This is a genomic window from Streptomyces aurantiacus (assembly GCF_001418335.1).
GTDB classification, from domain to species: domain Bacteria; phylum Actinomycetota; class Actinomycetes; order Streptomycetales; family Streptomycetaceae; genus Streptomyces; species Streptomyces aurantiacus.
On sequence record NZ_LIPP01000283.1, the window covers coordinates 1 to 15,467 of the forward strand.

A 15,467-nucleotide genomic window follows, 5' to 3' on the forward strand; every position below is an offset into this window, starting at 1 on the left:
GGCCGACGCGGTGCGTGTCGTGCGTGAGTCGGGTCTGCCGAACCGCACGGACGCGATGTTCACGTCCGTGGAGGGGGAGTGGGACGAGGTGATGGACGTCGTCCGGCGGGCCGTGGCGGCTGTCGAGGCGCGGGCGCCTCGGGTCTCCCTCGTCCTGAAGGCCGACATCCGCCCCGGCGTGACCGACGGCCTCACGTCCAAGCTGGAGACGGTGGAACGTCACTTGTCGCGTTGACGCCCGGTGGGGGCTGGTCGCGCAGTTCCCCGCGCCCCTTAAAAGATTGCGCAGTTCCCCGCGCCCCTAAAAGCAAAAGATTGCGCCGTTCCCCGCGCCCCTGGAGACGGAAGGCTGCGCCGTTCCCCGCGCCCCTGTGAGGACGTCAGGACGGGTCTTCCTGGCCTGCCAGGTGGCCGAAGTCGTGGTCCGGGAGAGGGGGTGGTGGGGCTGTGTCCAGGCCGTAGTGGTGGTAGAGCTGGAGTTCCTGTTCGGGGGAGAGGTGGCGGCCTACGCCGAAGTCGGGGGCGTCCTTGATCAGGGACCGTTCGAACGGGATGCGCAGCGATCCGTCGACCAGTTCGCTGGGCTCCAGGGGGACGAAGGCGTCCCGGCTGAACAGGCCGGTACGTATGGCAGCCCACTCCGGTACGCCGGTCGCGTCGTCGAGGTAGACCTCGTCGACGGTGCCGATCCTCGTGCCGTTGCGGTCGAACGCCTTGCGGCCTATCAGGTTGCGCGGATCGATGTCGGTCTGCACGGGCCCTCCAGCTGCTCGCAACTCATCCGTAAGCACTACGAAAGAGCACTTTGAGGAGGGCGGCCACTCGGGGGAACCCCGCTGGTAGGCTGGGCAACGGCTGCTGACCCCGTGCGGGAGAGTCCTCCAGGCTTCATCGGAGGCGCCGAAGGAGCAAATCCTCCCCGGAATCTCTCAGGCACACGTACCGCATGGACGAGGTCACTCTGGAAAGCAGAGCGGTGTTCGAGTAGGTGACGGACTCCGCTCTCACCGACGGTGAAAGCCGGAGCGGCCTCAGGGCGCGCCGGCGAAGCTCTCAGGTCGAGATGACAGAGGGGGAGGCTGTTCGGGCACCCATGTCGTGGTGCCCCTCGAAGGTCGTCAGACCAGGAGGCCTCCGCAATGACCGCCCATCGTATTCCGCTCTCCGAGCTCGAACAGGGGATCCCGTTCGAGCAGCGTCACATCGGGCCTGACTCCGAGGCCCGCGCCAAGATGCTCGCGCAGGTGGGGTACGGCTCGCTCGACGAGCTGACGGCCACCGCGGTACCGGATGTGATCAAGAACGCCGACGCGCTCGAACTGCCGGGTGCGCGGACCGAGGCCGAGGTGCTCGCCGAGCTGCGCTCCCTCGCGGACCGCAACCAGGTGCTGGACTCCATGATCGGGCTCGGTTATTACGGGACGTTCACGCCGCCTGTCATTTTGCGCAATGTCATGGAGAGTCCGGCCTGGTACACGGCTTACACGCCGTATCAGCCGGAGATCTCGCAGGGGCGGCTGGAGGCCCTGCTGAACTTCCAGACCATGGTCGCCGACCTGACCGGACTGCCGACCTCCGGCGCCTCGCTGCTGGACGAGAGCACGGCGGCCGCCGAGGCCATGGCGCTGTCGCGGCGCATGGGAAAGAACAAGAAGGGCCTCTTCCTCATCGACGCGGACACCATGCCGCAGACCGTCGCCGTGATCCGGACCCGCGCCGAGCCCACCGGGGTCGAGGTCGTCGTCGCCGATCTGAGCGGCGGCATTCCCGCCGAACTCGCCGAGCGTGAGATCAACGGCGTACTCCTCCAGTACCCCGGCGCCTCCGGTGCCGTGCGCGACCTGAAGCCCGTCGTCGAGCGGGCGCACGAGCTGGGCGCGGTCGTCACCGTCGCCGCCGATCTGCTCGCTCTGACGCTGCTCACCTCGCCCGGTGAGCTGGGCGCCGACATCGCCGTCGGTACGACACAGCGCTTCGGTGTGCCGATGGGCTTCGGCGGGCCGCACGCCGGATACATGGCCGTGCGCGAGAAGTTCGCGCGCAGCCTGCCCGGTCGGCTCGTCGGCGTCTCGGTCGACGCGGACGGCAACAAGGCGTACCGCCTCGCCCTGCAGACGCGCGAGCAGCACATCCGCCGCGAGAAGGCGACCAGCAACATCTGTACGGCTCAGGTGCTGCTCGCCGTGATGGCCGGGATGTACGCGGTCTATCACGGGCCGCAGGGCCTGAAGGCCATTGCTCTGCGCACCCACCGGTACGCCACGATCCTCGCCGCGGGTCTGGCGGCGGGCGGTGTCGAGGTCGTCCACGAGGCGTACTTCGACACGCTCACCGTACGGGTGCCGGGCAGGGCCGCCGAGATGCTCGCGGCTGCCCGGCAGGGCGGGGTCAACCTCCACCTCGTGGACGCGGACCACCTCTCCCTCTCCTGCGACGAGACGACCACGCGGGCCCAGCTGGGCGCCGTCTGGTCGGCGTTCGGCGTCGACGGTGATGTCGCCGCACTGGACGCGACGGCCCAGGACACGCTGCCGGGCCCGTTGTTGCGTACCGACGAGTACCTTGCGCACCCGGTCTTCCACCAGTACCGCTCGGAGACCGCGATGCTGCGCTACCTGCGCCGCCTCGCGGACCGCGACTACGCGCTCGACCGGGGCATGATCCCCCTCGGCTCGTGCACCATGAAGCTCAACGCGACCACCGAGATGGAGCCGGTCACCTGGCCCGAGTTCGGACAGCTGCACCCCTTCGCGCCGGCCGAGCAGGCGCAGGGATACCTCACGCTCATCCGTGAGCTTGAGGAGCAGCTCGCCGAGGTCACCGGGTACGACAAGGTGTCGCTCCAGCCCAACGCCGGTTCGCAGGGTGAGCTGGCCGGGCTGCTGGCCGTCCGCGGATATCACCGGGCCAACGGCGACGAGCAGCGCACCGTCTGCCTGATCCCGTCCTCCGCGCACGGCACCAACGCGGCCAGCGCCGTGATGGCCGGCATGAAGGTCGTCGTCGTGAAGACCGCCGAGGACGGCGAGATCGATGTCGAGGACCTGCGTGCCAAGATCGAGCAGCACCGTGACCAGCTGTCCGTGCTGATGATCACGTACCCCTCGACGCACGGTGTGTTCGAGGAGCACGTCGCCGACATCTGCGCGCGGGTGCACGAGGCGGGCGGCCAGGTCTACGTGGACGGCGCCAACCTCAACGCGCTGGTCGGGCTCGCCAAGCCGGGACACTTCGGCGGCGACGTCTCGCACCTCAACCTGCACAAGACGTTCTGCATCCCGCACGGCGGCGGCGGCCCGGGCGTCGGCCCGGTCGGGGTGCGCGCCCACCTGGCGCCGTACCTGCCCAACCACCCGCTGCAGCCCGCCGCGGGCCCGGAGACGGGCGTGGGCCCGGTCTCCGCCGCTCCCTGGGGCTCCGCGGGCATCCTGCCGATCTCGTGGGCGTACGTCCGTCTCATGGGCGGTGAGGGGCTCAAGCGGGCCACCCAGGTCGCCGTCCTCAGTGCCAACTACGTGGCCAAGCGCCTGGAGCCGCACTACCCGGTCCTCTACACCGGTCCCGGCGGGCTGGTGGCGCACGAGTGCATCATCGACCTGCGGCCGCTGACCAAGGCGACCGGTGTGAGCGTCGACGACATCGCCAAGCGGCTCATCGACTACGGGTTCCACGCGCCGACGATGTCGTTCCCGGTGGCCGGCACGCTGATGATCGAGCCCACCGAGAGCGAGGACCTCACCGAGCTGGACCGGTTCTGCGACGCGATGATCGCCATTCGCGCGGAGATCGAACAGGTCGGCTCGGGAGCGTGGGCGGCGGACGACAACCCGCTGCGCAACGCTCCGCACACCGCGGCCGCGCTCGGCGACGCGTGGGAGCGCGCGTACAGCCGCGAGGAGGCCGTCTTCCCGGCCGGGGTCTCGGCCGCCGACAAGTACTGGCCGCCGGTGCGGAGGATCGACCAGGCGTACGGCGACCGGAACCTGGTCTGTTCCTGCCCGCCGCTGGACGCCTACCAGGAGTAGTCGCCGCGGTTCGCTGTCGGACATGCGTCGGGGCCGGTTCGGGGGGAGTGCTTCCCGGGCCGGCCCCGTTCTTGTCCCCGGACGGCCTGCCCCGCCGTCCGTGGTGCGCCGTGCCGCTCAGGCGGCGGTCATCACGTCCAGGGCCGGCGGCCGGTGGGGAGCGATGATCCGGCCGTCCGGCAGGATCTCACCGGTGTCCTCGAAGAGCAGGACGCCGTTGCACAGCAGGCTCCAGCCCTGCTCCGGGTGGTGCGCCACGAGGAGCGCTGCCTCCCGGTCGGCGGAGTCGGCTGTCGGGCACGGTCGCTGGTGCTGGCACATTGATGGGATCTTTCGCTTCGGTGTGAGGTCGGTGATCGATGTGGTGTCTGTCCCGCGGCTGGAACTGGTGTTCATGGCCGCCCCCCGTTTGTCAGATGGTCCGGAACCCAGTGTTGCCCTACGGGCTGTAATCCGCAGGGATTTAGCGGCAGCACTCCTCACAGGTTGATGACGCACCAGCCGCGCGGACGGTTCATCCCAACTGGACTGTCCCTTCGGGTGGTTCGGAATGGCCGGATAGGGCTAGTCCGTCTGGGCCGGGAGTGCGCTGCGTCCTCTCCACGTCACTCCACGCAACGTCCTGCCCATCGGGTCACCGGGCACGGCAATGTGCCCCGCGGCCGGTGTGGCCGGCCGCGGGGCACGAAGGTGGGGGTGCGCTCAGGCGGGTGAGCCGAGCAGCGGGGTGGGCGTCGGCGTGAGCCGATGGGTCAGGACGGGCAGCAGTTCGCCCACGCGGTGCGGGCGGTGTGCCGCGATTCCCGGCGGGGCGGGCGCCAGCGGCACCAACAGGTCGGTGGCGGCGAGCCGGCCCTCGGCGCCGTCGGCGGTGAAGTCGCCGTGCAGCCAGAGCGTGAGCATGTAGAGCTCGGGTACGGACAGCAGTCGTGGCTGGTACGACCCGGGCACCGTCTCCGCCTGGCGCAGGGCGCGCTCGGTCGCGGTGACGTACGGGCCCTCGAAGAAGTGGGAGAAGGCCCAGCCGTCGGGGGTCAGTCTCGTTTCCGCTGCGGCTACGGCGCGCTCGTGGCAGCGGACGAGGAAGCGCCATCCCGCGAGCCGGGTGGCGGGGGTGCCCGCCGGGGTGATCCGGTCGAGCACATGGACGGGCAGCGGCAGTTCGGCGGTGAGTGGTCCCTGGGTGTCGCGCAGGGACGGGGTACGCGCATCACGGACCGCGGTGGGGGAACCGAGGGCGGTGAGGACGGTGCGCAGTGCGGGCGCGGGAGCAGGGGGCACGTGCAGCGGCATGATCGGTCGCCTCTCATTCGACAGGCATGGCGGCGCTGGGCGGGGGCGGACGGCGCTGTCAGCTCTCGGGTCAAAGGGGCGGGGGTGCGGAGTCTGTTGCCGAGGGGATGCCTGTTGCGCGGTGTCCGGCGCGCATGCTCGCGCAGTTGCCGAAAGGCCCTGGTAGCTCAGCTACGAGATCCTTTCGGCACCTTTGCGACCGCACACACCGGACGCCGCGCGGCCTGCCCTTCGGGCGGACGACGTCACTTCGACGACAGACCCTGTGACCGCGAGCGCCAACTCTCTGCCTCGTTCGCGCAGTTTATACGACACGTGTTCAGACGATGTTTCGTCTAGCCGTTCCACTCGCCGAGAACAAGGGGTAATCAGGTCGCCGTTACGTGTGTTTGATCCCGGTTCTTCGGGGGTACCCGCCCATGACCTCGGTGTATTCCATCGAAGCGGACGGCCGATTCTCGTCGGAGTTTTTCACGACAGGGCCGACCGTCCAGAAAGAACGGCGCTTCATGCCTCGTGAATGTGCCCCGAGAAAACTGAGTTCAGCGTAGCGACCGGGAACAGACACCGGGGCGTTATCGATCACATTGCCTGGGCATCATCCCCCGTGACCGGGACACCAGCGGCCGGTTCTTCGGGCTGCCCAGTCGAGGGAGGGAAGCTTCGATGGGGGAGAAGGTCGTGGCGGGGACGATCGGTCTGTCCGACCGCCGGCGGTACCGGGAAAAGCTCCAGCGGTGCCTGGAGGGTCTGGAGCGGTTGCTGGCGGAGAAGCAGTTCGACCGTCCCAGGAATCTCATGGGCCTGGAGATAGAGCTGAATCTGGCAGGTCCTGACGGCATGCCGAGAATGATGAATGCGCAAGTACTCGAACGTATAGCGAGCCGTGATTTCCAAACAGAACTCGCCATGTTCAATCTGGAAGTCAACATCGCTCCCCACCGGCTGGAGGGCCGGGTATTCGACCGGCTCACCGAGGAGCTGCGCACTTCCCTCGCGTACGCCCACCGCAAGGCGAACGAGGTCGACGCGGGAATCGTGATGATCGGCATTCTGCCGACCCTCGCCCGTGACGACCTGGTCTCCGCGAACCTTTCCGCCGTGGACCGTTACCGGCTGCTCAACGAGCAGATCGTCGCCGCCCGCGGGGAGGACTTCACGCTGGACATCGAGGGCGTGGAGCGGCTCAGCTGCACCTCGGCGTCCATCGCGCCCGAAGCGGCGTGCACCTCTGTGCAGTTGCACCTTCAGGTCACCCCGGACCGGTTCGCCGGCGTGTGGAACGCCGCGCAGATCGCGGTTGCGGCACAGATCGCGGTGGGCGCCAACTCGCCGTTCCTCTTCGGCCGTGAGCTGTGGCGCGAGTCCAGGCCCCCGCTGTTCCAGCAGTCCACCGACACCCGTTCGCCCGAGCTCCAGGCGCAGGGAGTGCGGCCGCGCACCTGGTTCGGCGAACGGTGGATCTCCTCGGCGTACGACCTGTTCGAGGAGAACCTGCGCTTCTTCCCTCCCCTGCTGCCTCTCTGCGACGAGGAGGACCCGCTGCGCGTCCTCGATGAGGGCGGCACACCGCGGCTCGCCGAACTCGTGCTCCACAACGGCACCGTCTACCGCTGGAACCGCCCGGTGTACGGCATCGACGACGGCGTCCCGCATCTGCGGGTCGAGAACCGCGTACTGCCCGCGGGCCCCACCGTGATCGACGTCGTCGCCAACGCGGTCTTCTACTACGGACTGGTGCGCGCGCTCGCCGCGGAGACGCGGCCGGTCTGGACCCGGCTGCCCTTCGAGGCCGCGGCCGCCAACTTCGACCAGGCCTGCCGGTACGGCATCGACGCTCAGCTGGAGTGGCCGCGGCGCGGCAGGTACGGCGGGGTCGCGAAGATACCCGCGGTGCAGCTGGTGCGGGACGAACTGCTGCCGCTCGCGGCGGCGGGCCTGGACGCGTGGGGCGTCGAGCCGGCCGACCGCGACCTCTACCTCGGCGTGATCGAGGAGCGGTGCAAGCGCGGGATCAACGGTGCCTCCTGGCAGTCCCGTACGTTCCACAAGGCGCTGGAGAGCGGTATGGGACGGGATGCCGCGCTGGCCGCCACGACGAAGCGGTACAGCGAGCTGATGCACCTCGGCGAGCCGGTGCACACCTGGCCGGTCGGGCTGCCGGAGCCGGCCGTTCCGCTGAGGTGACGAAAGATGAGCTCTTATTGTTCAGTTCTTATTGCATCAGTTCTTGTCGACCAGTTCTTGTCGACCAGGCCTTGTTGATCAGCTCTTGTCGCCGGCCTGCACGACGGCCTTGAGGATCACCGAGTGGATCTGGGACGGGTCGGTCACCAGATGTCCCGAGCCGCCGGTCGCCTCGGCGATCTTGTTCAGCTCGTTCTTGTCGGCCGCAGGCCCCACGGCGATCGCGATCAGGGGTACGGGACGCTGCGGGTCGGTGGCCTCGCGGAGTTCGGCGATCAGGCGGGAGCGCGAGATGCTCCCGGGGTCTTCGTTCACTCCGTCGGTCAGCAGGACCACCGCGTTGAACTTGCCCTTGGTGTAGGCGGCCGTGGCCGCCTTGTACGCGGCCAGCGTGGTGTCGTACAGGCCGGTCGCCCCGTTCTTGACCGGCTTGAGGTCGCTGAAGGCCGCCGACAGCCGGTCCCGCTGGGTGGTGCCGCCCACCTGGTCGCCGAGCCGGTCGGTCGGTACGAGGACGCGGTAGTCGCGCTTGCCGTCGAGTTTCGTGGAGAACTTCCACAGCCCGATCTCGTCCTCGGGGGTGAAGGTGGCCAGGGCCTGGAGCAGCGCCGCCTTGGTCACGTTCATCCGGGACTCGCTGGTGCCCGGCACCGGGTCCGACATGGAGGAGGAGGCGTCGACGACGGTGGTGAGACGCGCGCTCTGCACCGTGATAGTCCACATGCCGAGGGCTTCCTCGACCGCCTTGTCCGTGGCCGGCCTCTCCGGGACGTCCTTGTACGGCTGCGGGGCGCGGCCGCCGGCTCCGGCCACCGTCTCGGCCGGGATGTCGTCCTCGTCCGTACGGAAGCCGTGCTTCTCCAGAATTTTGCGTCCCTGGGGCTCGCCGAGGAGTGTCATGAACCGCAGTGCGGCGCGGCTCTCGTCCGTGGTCAGGGTGGGCTCGTCGACCAGCGCGAACGGATGGTCGAGGCGGGGCGCGCCGTCCTTCGGGTAGAAGAGGTCGAGATCGTCGCCGCTGTCCGCCGACGCGTTGTACGCGAACGCCGCCTGCTCGGAGAGGATCAGTGCCTGGTTGCGCTTCGGGTTGCCCTGCTCGGTGCCGGAGAGGTCGCGCGGCAGGGTGTCCAGGAGCTGGCTGTCGCTGTCGGAGGTGCGTTGCGAGAGGGCCTTCGCGGTGGCCGCCGCGAGTGTGTCGCCGCCCTTCGTCCGGCCCGCCGTCTCGGCCAGCTGGGTCAGCGCGAGCAGGCCGGTGGCGCTGCGCGAGGGGTCGCCCGCGCCGAGTTTCAGACGGTCGCTCGTCATGGTCGCACCGGCCAGTTCGGTCCAGGAGTACGTCTTCCTGGGCCAGCCGAGGGACTTCGCGGCCGTCGGGATCATGGCGACACCGACGGGTGAGATGGCGACATTGCCCGCCGGTGTGACCGGAATCGACTGGCCGTCCGCCGTGACCCTGTTCACCCACACGCTGGAGTCCGGCACCCACACCTCGAAGTCGGTCGCGCTCTTGCTCCTCGACCGCAGGGCGTCCGTGATCTTGTACGTGTCCTGGGCGGACACGCGGATGTCGAGGCAGCTGCCGTCGGACGTCACGTCGTTGTCCCGGGCGTAGTCGGCCGCGTCCTTGAGCGCGGGTGCGATGCCGGGAGCGGCGGCGATCCTCAGCCGTACGGAGCTGTCCCAGCAGGACGAGCCGAAGGAGAGCAGGCCACCGTCGACCGCGACGGCGGTGCCGCCGACGACGGCGAGTACGAGGCCCGTCGCGAGCGCCACGCTACGGCGCCGCGTGTGTGACCGGGGGGCGGTGACGCCCCTGCGCAACCCGTCGGGCAAGCTGTGACGTCCCATGGCGGTGGTGCCTCTCCCTGATCGAGCATCGAGCCTGGAGTCGTTGAAGTCGTTGAAGTCGTTAAAGCCGATGAAGCCGATGAAGATGAAACCGTGAAAGGGCCGAATGGTATGGCACGGGGGAGGCGCCCCCTACAGGGCGTCCGTTTTCCGGCGGCCTGTCACACACGATCTTCGCAACTTCTTTCGAGACCCTAGCGGGGCGAAGATGGGCATGAGGCGGGATTACGCAACTGGAGGCTTGAGTGCAGGTGGGGCAGGGGCCGGTGGCTGATTCTTTTGCCGAGGAACGGCCCGCGCGGCGGATTCTCCGCGACGAGACGCTGCTCGTACTGGGGGTCTCGCTCGGGGCGAGCGGCGTCTCCGCGCTGATCAGCTTTGTCGGTTCGGTCACCAGGCCGGGAGGTCTGAAGGACCAGGCGGCCACGCTCAACGCCTCGGCCGCGCCGGGCCGTCCATGGCTCGATCTGGCATGGCAGCTGTTCGGCATCGCGTCCGCGCTGGTGCCGGTCGCCCTCGTCGCGCACTTTCTGCTCCGTGAGGGCAAAGGGCTGCGCACGCTGGGCTTCGACCGCACGCGCCCCTGGCCCGACCTCGCGCGCGGCGCCGGGATCGCCGCGGTCATCGGCAGCTCGGGCATCGCCTTCTACCTGGCGGCCCGCGGGCTCGGGTTCAACCTCACCGTGGTGCCGGAGGCGCTGCCCGAGGTGTGGTGGAAGTATCCGGTGCTGATTCTCTCCGCGCTCCAGAACTCGGTCCTGGAGGAGGTCATCGTCGTCGGGTATCTGCTGCGCCGGCTCGGCCAGTTGGGCTGGACGCCGGTCACCGCCCTGGTGGCGAGCTCGGTGCTGCGCGGCTCGTACCACCTCTACCAGGGCATCGGTGGGTTCATCGGCAACATGGTGATGGGCGTCGTCTTCGTCTACCTGTACCGCCGCTGGGGCCGGATCGGGCCGCTGGTGGTCGCCCACTCCCTGCTCGACATCGGGGCGTTCGTGGGATACGCGCTGCTGGCGGGGAAGGTGGACTGGCTGCCCACGGCGTGAGCGAGGCGGTCGGCCGGCTGCGGGTCGGCGGACGCGGAGCATGCATGGGGCGAGCATGCGAGAGACGAGCACGCGAGGGGCGTACGGGTGGGCCGTACGCCCCTTTGCCGCTGCCTGCGGCCGTTCCACGGTGCTCACACGAGCAGTTCGCCCTCGATCACGGTGACCGCGCGGCCCAGGAGCAGGGTGCGGTCGCCCCGTAGCTCCGTGCGGACCCGTCCGGAGCGGGGCGAGGCCTGGAGCCCGGTGAGACTCGTACGGCCGAGGCGCTCGGACCAGAACGGGGCGAGGGCCGTGTGGGCGCTGCCGGTGACCGGGTCCTCGTCGATGCCGATGTTGGGGAAGAAGCAGCGGGAGACGAAGTCGTAGTCCCCGGAGGGGTTCTCGGCACGGGCTGTGGCGATGATGCCGCGCTCGGAGTGGCGGCCGAGGGACGCGAGGTCGGGGGCCAGGCCCAGGACCGTCTTCTCGTCGGCGAGTTCGACGAGCAGGTCACCGATGTTCGGGCCGGTGTCATGGGCGGTGAGCGGCTCGGCGCCCAGGGCCTCGGCGACGCCCGGCGGGATCTCGACCGCGGTGAGCGGGGCGGTCGGGAAGTCCATGGTGACGGAGCCGTCGTCGAGCGAGGTCGCGACGAGCACGCCGCTGCGCGTCGCGAACCGCACGGGCCCCCGGGCGGCTCCCGTGGTGGCCAGCACGTGTGCGGTGGCGAGTGTCGCGTGGCCGCACATCGCGACCTCGGCGGCGGGGGTGAACCAGCGAAGCGCCCAGTCGGCCTCTCCGCCCTTCGGGAGGGGATGGGCGAACGCCGTCTCGGCGTGGTTGACCTCCAGGGCCACGTTCTGCAGCCAGGTGTCGTCCGGGAAGGACGTGGCGGCGTCGAGGAGGAGGACCCCGGCCGGGTTGCCGGCGAAGGGGCGGTCGGTGAAGGCGTCGACGATACGAATCCGCATGTCCCGGACGTTAGGCCCTGAACACAGGCGCGGGCCAAGGCCAATCCGGGATCGGTGGATACGTGGGCTCTCCTCGGCAACTTTCGGCGGGACCTTGTCAGGCGACCGGTTCCGATATATCGTTGACGCATCGCGACAGGTCAACGATGGAATGGAGTGATTGCGATGCGTTCCCATGGAGAGGAATACGGACCGGGTGGTTTCGGCCCCGGTCATGGACGTGGCCGTGGACATGGCCGGGGTGGCCCCGGCGGTCCCGGTGGCCCTGGCGGTCCCGAAAGGGGCGGCTTCGAGGGGCTGCGTGCGGCCTTCGGTCCCTTCGGGCCCGGTTTCGGTGGTCCCGGTTTCGGCCCGGGCCCCTGGGGCGGGCGCGGAGGCCGGGGCGGACCGCGCGGCAGGGCGCGGCGCGGTGATGTACGCGCGTCGATCCTGGCCCTGCTCAAGGACCGGGCCATGCACGGCTACGAGATGATCCAGGAGATCGCCGAGCGCAGCGGCGGGGCGTGGAAGCCCAGCCCCGGCTCGGTGTACCCGACCCTTCAGCTGCTGGAGGACGAAGGTCTGATCAGCAGCGCGACCGAAGGGGGCAAGAAGCTGTTCTCGCTGACCGAGGAGGGTCGAGCCGCGGCCGAGGAGGGTCCGGACGCACCCTGGGAGGACGCGGGACGCGGGGTCGACTGGGAGGCGCTGAGCGACATCCGGCAGGCCGGCTTCGGTCTGATGGAGGCGTTCGGGCAGGTCTGGAAGACCGGCAGCAAGGAGCAGCGCGAGAAGGCGCTGTCCCTCATCAACGAAACGCGCAAGAAGCTGTATCTGATCCTCGCCGACGAGGACTGATGGCCCACCCGGCCCACCCGGCCCAACAGGCCGCGACAAGGGGGTACTTCGACTCTGAAGTACCCCCTTCGTGTGTGTTCGTGCGTGCGCCCGCCGGGGATTACGGGACAGCCCTTAGGTGACCAGCCCGCTCAGTTTGCGCAGGGACTCGTCGAGGGCCGCCGTCGCCGAGTCCTTCAGTTTGCCCGCCATGAGGGAGACGGCGGCGCCCGTGAACTCGCCGTCGATACGGACCGTGGTGGCCTCCCCCTCGGGGATCAGCGTGTAGCGCGTGGCGACGGTCACGGCCATCGGGCCCTTGCCGCGGATCGCGAGCGTACGGGCCGTTTCCAGTTCCTCGATGGTCCAGTTGACCTCGGCGGGGAAGCCCATGAGCTTCATGTTCTCCTCGAAGGTGCCCCCTACTTCCAATTTCTCGGGGCCTCCTTTCGGGAAGCTGGTGTGGGTGGAGTTCCACTCGCCGTACGAGGAGAAGTCCGTGAGCTGCGCCCATACCTTCTCGGCGGGCGCCTCGATCCGTGCTTCCGCGCTGACTTCGGCCATGCGGCCACCCCCTTGTCTCGGGCGCTGCGCCCGGCGCAGCTGGCTACGGTGTCGCGGAACGTAGCCGCAGAGAGCCGAACATTCAATACTGATGAACCGTCAGTAAGTGAGTGGGGCCGGCACTTGCTCTCCATGTCCCGGTGGACGAGCGCCGGAGCGGCATGGTTGCGCGAGGGGCGTTGGGCAAGGCGGCGCGCGCCCCCGAGGGGAAACGGGGCGATGTCATCCGTAAGGAGGAGGGGTTGGACACCGGCCCCACCTTGTGTCGGACGTGAAAATGCTTCCCCGCGAGGATGACCGGGTGAGGGGCGACTGATGGGGTGGGGTATGTGCAACAAGGTATTCCCCATCAGCAGGCCGCCGAGCGCGGCCCGGTAGGCGTGGACGTCGAGGCCCACCTCAGCGCGCAACTGGCCGCGGTGGTCGCCGGTGCGCGCAGACGGGTGGTGCGGGACGGGGACCGGCAGATCGACACGGCCCACCTGCTGCATACGCTCCTGGAGTCGGACCCCGAGGTGCGCGAGGCCTTCGGAAGCGGCCCGCAGGTCGCCCGGCTGCTCGGCTATCTCGTCCAGCGCAGCATCGGCTACGGACTCCGCTGGCAGAGCTCCGTGGAGGACACCGGCGCCATCGCGACCGTGAGCGGGGACGGCTGGTCGCCGGTGGCGGCCGGCGTCATGGCAGCCGCGTACGAGCGGGCCACGCGGCGGGGTGAGCGGCTCGCGGCCGGAGTCGACCTCCTCGCCGCGCTCGTCGCCGAACCGAAGTCGCGGGCCGTGGAGGTGCTGGGTCGCGCGGGGGTCGACGCGGGGGAGCTGCTGGCACGCCTGGACGGGGCGGCGGGGCACGAGCAGGGCGTCGAGGCCTGAGGCGTGCGCGGGGCGCGCCGTCGGCTCGGGGTGTTCGCGGGCGCGTGCATGCCGACCGGTCGTGTTCGTAGGAGCAGCGGGCAGGAGCAGCGGTCGGGCAGGAGCAGCGGGTCGGCGCGCGTCCAGTCGTTGAGACAGGTGTCAATGGGGGTGACGCTCATGTCGTCGGCTGTCATCATGTGCCGATGTATAGGTCGGAGAGTGGTCACGGCAACCGCGGCAGAGGCGTCGGACTGGGGCTCGCGCTCGGGTCGGCGGTCGCCTTCGGAGGATCGGGCGTCGCCGCCAAGCCGCTGATCGAGGCGGGTCTCGACCCCCTGCACGTGGTGTGGCTGCGCGTCGCGGGCGCCGCGCTGGTCATGCTGCCGCTGGCCGTGCGCCACCGGGGCCTGGTGCGTGAACGCCCCGCGCTGCTCGTCGGCTTCGGGCTGCTGGCCGTCGCGGGTGTCCAGGCGTGCTACTTCGCCTCGATCTCCCGGATACCCGTAGGGGTCGCGCTGCTCGTCGAGTACCTGGCGCCGGCGCTGGTCCTCGGGTGGGTGCGGTTCGTGCAGCGCCGGCCCGTCACCCGGGCCGCCGCTCTCGGGGTCGTCCTCGCCGTCGGCGGTCTCGCCTGCGTCGTCGAAGTGTGGGCGGGGCTCAGCTTCGACGTCCTCGGCCTGGTGCTCGCGCTCGGCGCGGCCTGCTGCCAGGTCGGCTACTTCGTCCTGTCCGACCAGGGCGGCGACGCGGGCGAGCAGGCGCCGGCCCCGCTCGGCGTCATCGCGTACGGACTGCTCGTCGGTGCGCTCGTCCTGACGGTCGTGGCGCGGCCGTGGAGTATGGACTGGTCGGTCCTGCGGGGCAGTACGGACATGGACGGGACGTCCGTCGCGGCCTCGCTGCTGCTGGGCTGGATCGTGCTGATCGCGACCGTCGTCGCCTACGTGACCGGCGTCCAGGCGGTGCGCAGGCTCTCGCCCCAGGTGGCGGGGGTCGTGGCGTGCCTGGAGGCGGTCATCGCGACCGTGCTCGCCTGGGTCCTGCTCGGAGAGCACCTCTCGGCGCCCCAGATCATCGGCGGCACGGTGGTGTTGTGCGGTGCCTTCATCGCGCAGACGTCCGCGCCCGCGAAGGCCTCGCAGACGCCGGTGGCGCGTGGCTCCGCGGACGCCGAGAGCGAGTTGTCCGGGCAGGGAACCGCCGTCTGACCCGGGGGCTGTCCGGGCGCTGTGAGCGTCAGAGAGTCGTGAGGTAGTCGGGGACCTCGATACCGGGTGCCAGGTCGTCGGCCGGCACGGGCGCCCCGTGGCTCGTGCGGACCGGGAGGACTCCGGTCCAGTGGGGCAGGCCGAGGTCCTCGGGCTCGTCGTTCGGGCCGCCGGTGCGCAGCTTGGCCGAGACCTCGTCGAGGTCGAGGCGCAGTACGGCGGTGGCGGCCAGCTCCTTGGCGTTGGCGGGCCTGGAGTCGTACGAGCGGCCGGGCACCACGTGGTCGACCAGCGCGTCCAGGGCCTCCCGCTTCTCGTCCGGGTCCGTCACCGGGTGCGCCACGCCGTGCACCATCACCGAGCGGTAGTTGATCGAGTGGTGGAAGGCCGAGCGGGCCAGCACGAGCCCGTCGACGTGCGTGACCGTGAGGCAGACCGGCAGCCCCGCGTCGGTCTCCCCTGCCATCCGCAGCGGGCGCGAACCCGTCGAACCGTGCACGTAGAGCCGCTCGCCGACCCGCCCGTACAGCGTGGGCAGCACGACCGGCACCCCGTCCCGTACGAACCCGAGGTGGCAGACGTACCCCTCGTCGAGGATCGAGTGCACCATCGCGTGGTCGTACGCGGCGCGTTCCCGGGAGCGGGTGGGGACGGTGCGGTCGGTGGGGGTGTAGGC

Annotated in this window: 14 protein-coding genes and 1 riboswitch; of the genes, 7 read left to right on the forward strand and 7 right to left on the reverse strand. The window is 69.9% G+C overall.

What is annotated here, in order from left to right:
• The coding region (locus tag AOK01_RS31205) for a thiamine-binding protein (protein WP_055517551.1) at positions 1-235 on the forward strand (235 nt) is incomplete at its 5' end.
• Positions 236-380: 145 nt separating this feature from the next.
• On the opposite strand, the gene AOK01_RS31210 is transcribed toward AOK01_RS31205, so the two are convergent.
• Positions 381-755, reverse strand: a complete 375-nt coding sequence (locus AOK01_RS31210; RefSeq protein ID WP_055517553.1) for a PRC-barrel domain-containing protein — start codon at positions 753-755, stop codon at positions 381-383.
• A 104-nt stretch (positions 756-859) separates the two neighbouring features.
• A riboswitch (glycine riboswitch) is annotated at positions 860-955 on the forward strand.
• A 184-nt stretch (positions 956-1,139) separates the two neighbouring features.
• Here AOK01_RS31210 and gcvP point away from each other — a divergent pair.
• Positions 1,140-4,025 (forward strand): aminomethyl-transferring glycine dehydrogenase, encoded by a 2,886-nt coding sequence (gcvP, locus tag AOK01_RS31215; protein WP_055517556.1) that lies wholly within the window; start codon positions 1,140-1,142, stop codon positions 4,023-4,025.
• A 117-nt stretch (positions 4,026-4,142) separates the two neighbouring features.
• Here the strand turns inward: gcvP and AOK01_RS31220 are convergent, their stop codons facing one another.
• On the reverse strand, positions 4,143-4,346 hold the full coding sequence (locus tag AOK01_RS31220) for a DUF5999 family protein (protein WP_055517557.1): 204 nt from the start codon (positions 4,344-4,346) through the stop codon (positions 4,143-4,145).
• Between the two features lie 381 nt (positions 4,347-4,727).
• On the reverse strand, positions 4,728-5,318 hold the full coding sequence (locus AOK01_RS31225; protein WP_055517559.1) for a hypothetical protein: 591 nt from the start codon (positions 5,316-5,318) through the stop codon (positions 4,728-4,730).
• A gap of 666 nt (positions 5,319-5,984) precedes the next feature.
• Between AOK01_RS31225 and AOK01_RS31230 the strand changes: the two genes are divergently transcribed.
• Complete coding sequence (locus tag AOK01_RS31230) at positions 5,985-7,505, forward strand: glutamate-cysteine ligase family protein (RefSeq protein WP_055517561.1); 1,521 nt, start codon at positions 5,985-5,987, stop codon at positions 7,503-7,505.
• A 78-nt stretch (positions 7,506-7,583) separates the two neighbouring features.
• On the opposite strand, the gene AOK01_RS31235 is transcribed toward AOK01_RS31230, so the two are convergent.
• Positions 7,584-9,353, reverse strand: a complete 1,770-nt coding sequence (locus AOK01_RS31235; RefSeq protein WP_055517563.1) for a substrate-binding and VWA domain-containing protein — start codon at positions 9,351-9,353, stop codon at positions 7,584-7,586.
• A 245-nt stretch (positions 9,354-9,598) separates the two neighbouring features.
• Here AOK01_RS31235 and AOK01_RS31240 point away from each other — a divergent pair, with 245 nt between their 5' ends.
• Complete coding sequence (locus AOK01_RS31240; protein WP_055517565.1) at positions 9,599-10,399, forward strand: CPBP family intramembrane glutamic endopeptidase; 801 nt, start codon at positions 9,599-9,601, stop codon at positions 10,397-10,399.
• Between the two features lie 134 nt (positions 10,400-10,533).
• On the opposite strand, the gene AOK01_RS31245 is transcribed toward AOK01_RS31240, so the two are convergent.
• The gene (locus AOK01_RS31245; protein WP_055517567.1) at positions 10,534-11,352 is read right to left on the reverse strand and encodes a PhzF family phenazine biosynthesis protein; all 819 of its coding nucleotides are present in this window, start codon (positions 11,350-11,352) and stop codon (positions 10,534-10,536) included.
• A gap of 165 nt (positions 11,353-11,517) precedes the next feature.
• On the opposite strand from AOK01_RS31245, the gene AOK01_RS40385 reads away from it, so the two are divergent.
• Positions 11,518-12,189 (forward strand): PadR family transcriptional regulator, encoded by a 672-nt coding sequence (locus AOK01_RS40385; protein ID WP_063792895.1) that lies wholly within the window; start codon positions 11,518-11,520, stop codon positions 12,187-12,189.
• A gap of 114 nt (positions 12,190-12,303) precedes the next feature.
• Here the strand turns inward: AOK01_RS40385 and AOK01_RS31255 are convergent, their stop codons facing one another.
• A complete protein-coding gene (locus AOK01_RS31255) occupies positions 12,304-12,732 on the reverse strand; it encodes a type II toxin-antitoxin system Rv0910 family toxin (protein WP_055517570.1) in 429 nt (142 codons plus the stop codon).
• Positions 12,733-13,061: 329 nt separating this feature from the next.
• On the opposite strand from AOK01_RS31255, the gene AOK01_RS31260 reads away from it, so the two are divergent.
• Positions 13,062-13,601, forward strand: coding sequence for a Clp protease N-terminal domain-containing protein (locus AOK01_RS31260; RefSeq protein ID WP_055517575.1), 540 nt, complete (start codon positions 13,062-13,064; stop codon positions 13,599-13,601).
• A gap of 185 nt (positions 13,602-13,786) precedes the next feature.
• On the forward strand, positions 13,787-14,791 hold the full coding sequence (locus AOK01_RS31265) for an EamA family transporter (RefSeq protein ID WP_382033425.1): 1,005 nt from the start codon (positions 13,787-13,789) through the stop codon (positions 14,789-14,791).
• 28 nt (positions 14,792-14,819) lie between these two features.
• Here AOK01_RS31265 and AOK01_RS31270 read toward each other — a convergent pair.
• The coding region (locus tag AOK01_RS31270; RefSeq protein WP_055517573.1) for a pyridoxamine 5'-phosphate oxidase family protein at positions 14,820-15,467 on the reverse strand (648 nt) is incomplete at its 5' end.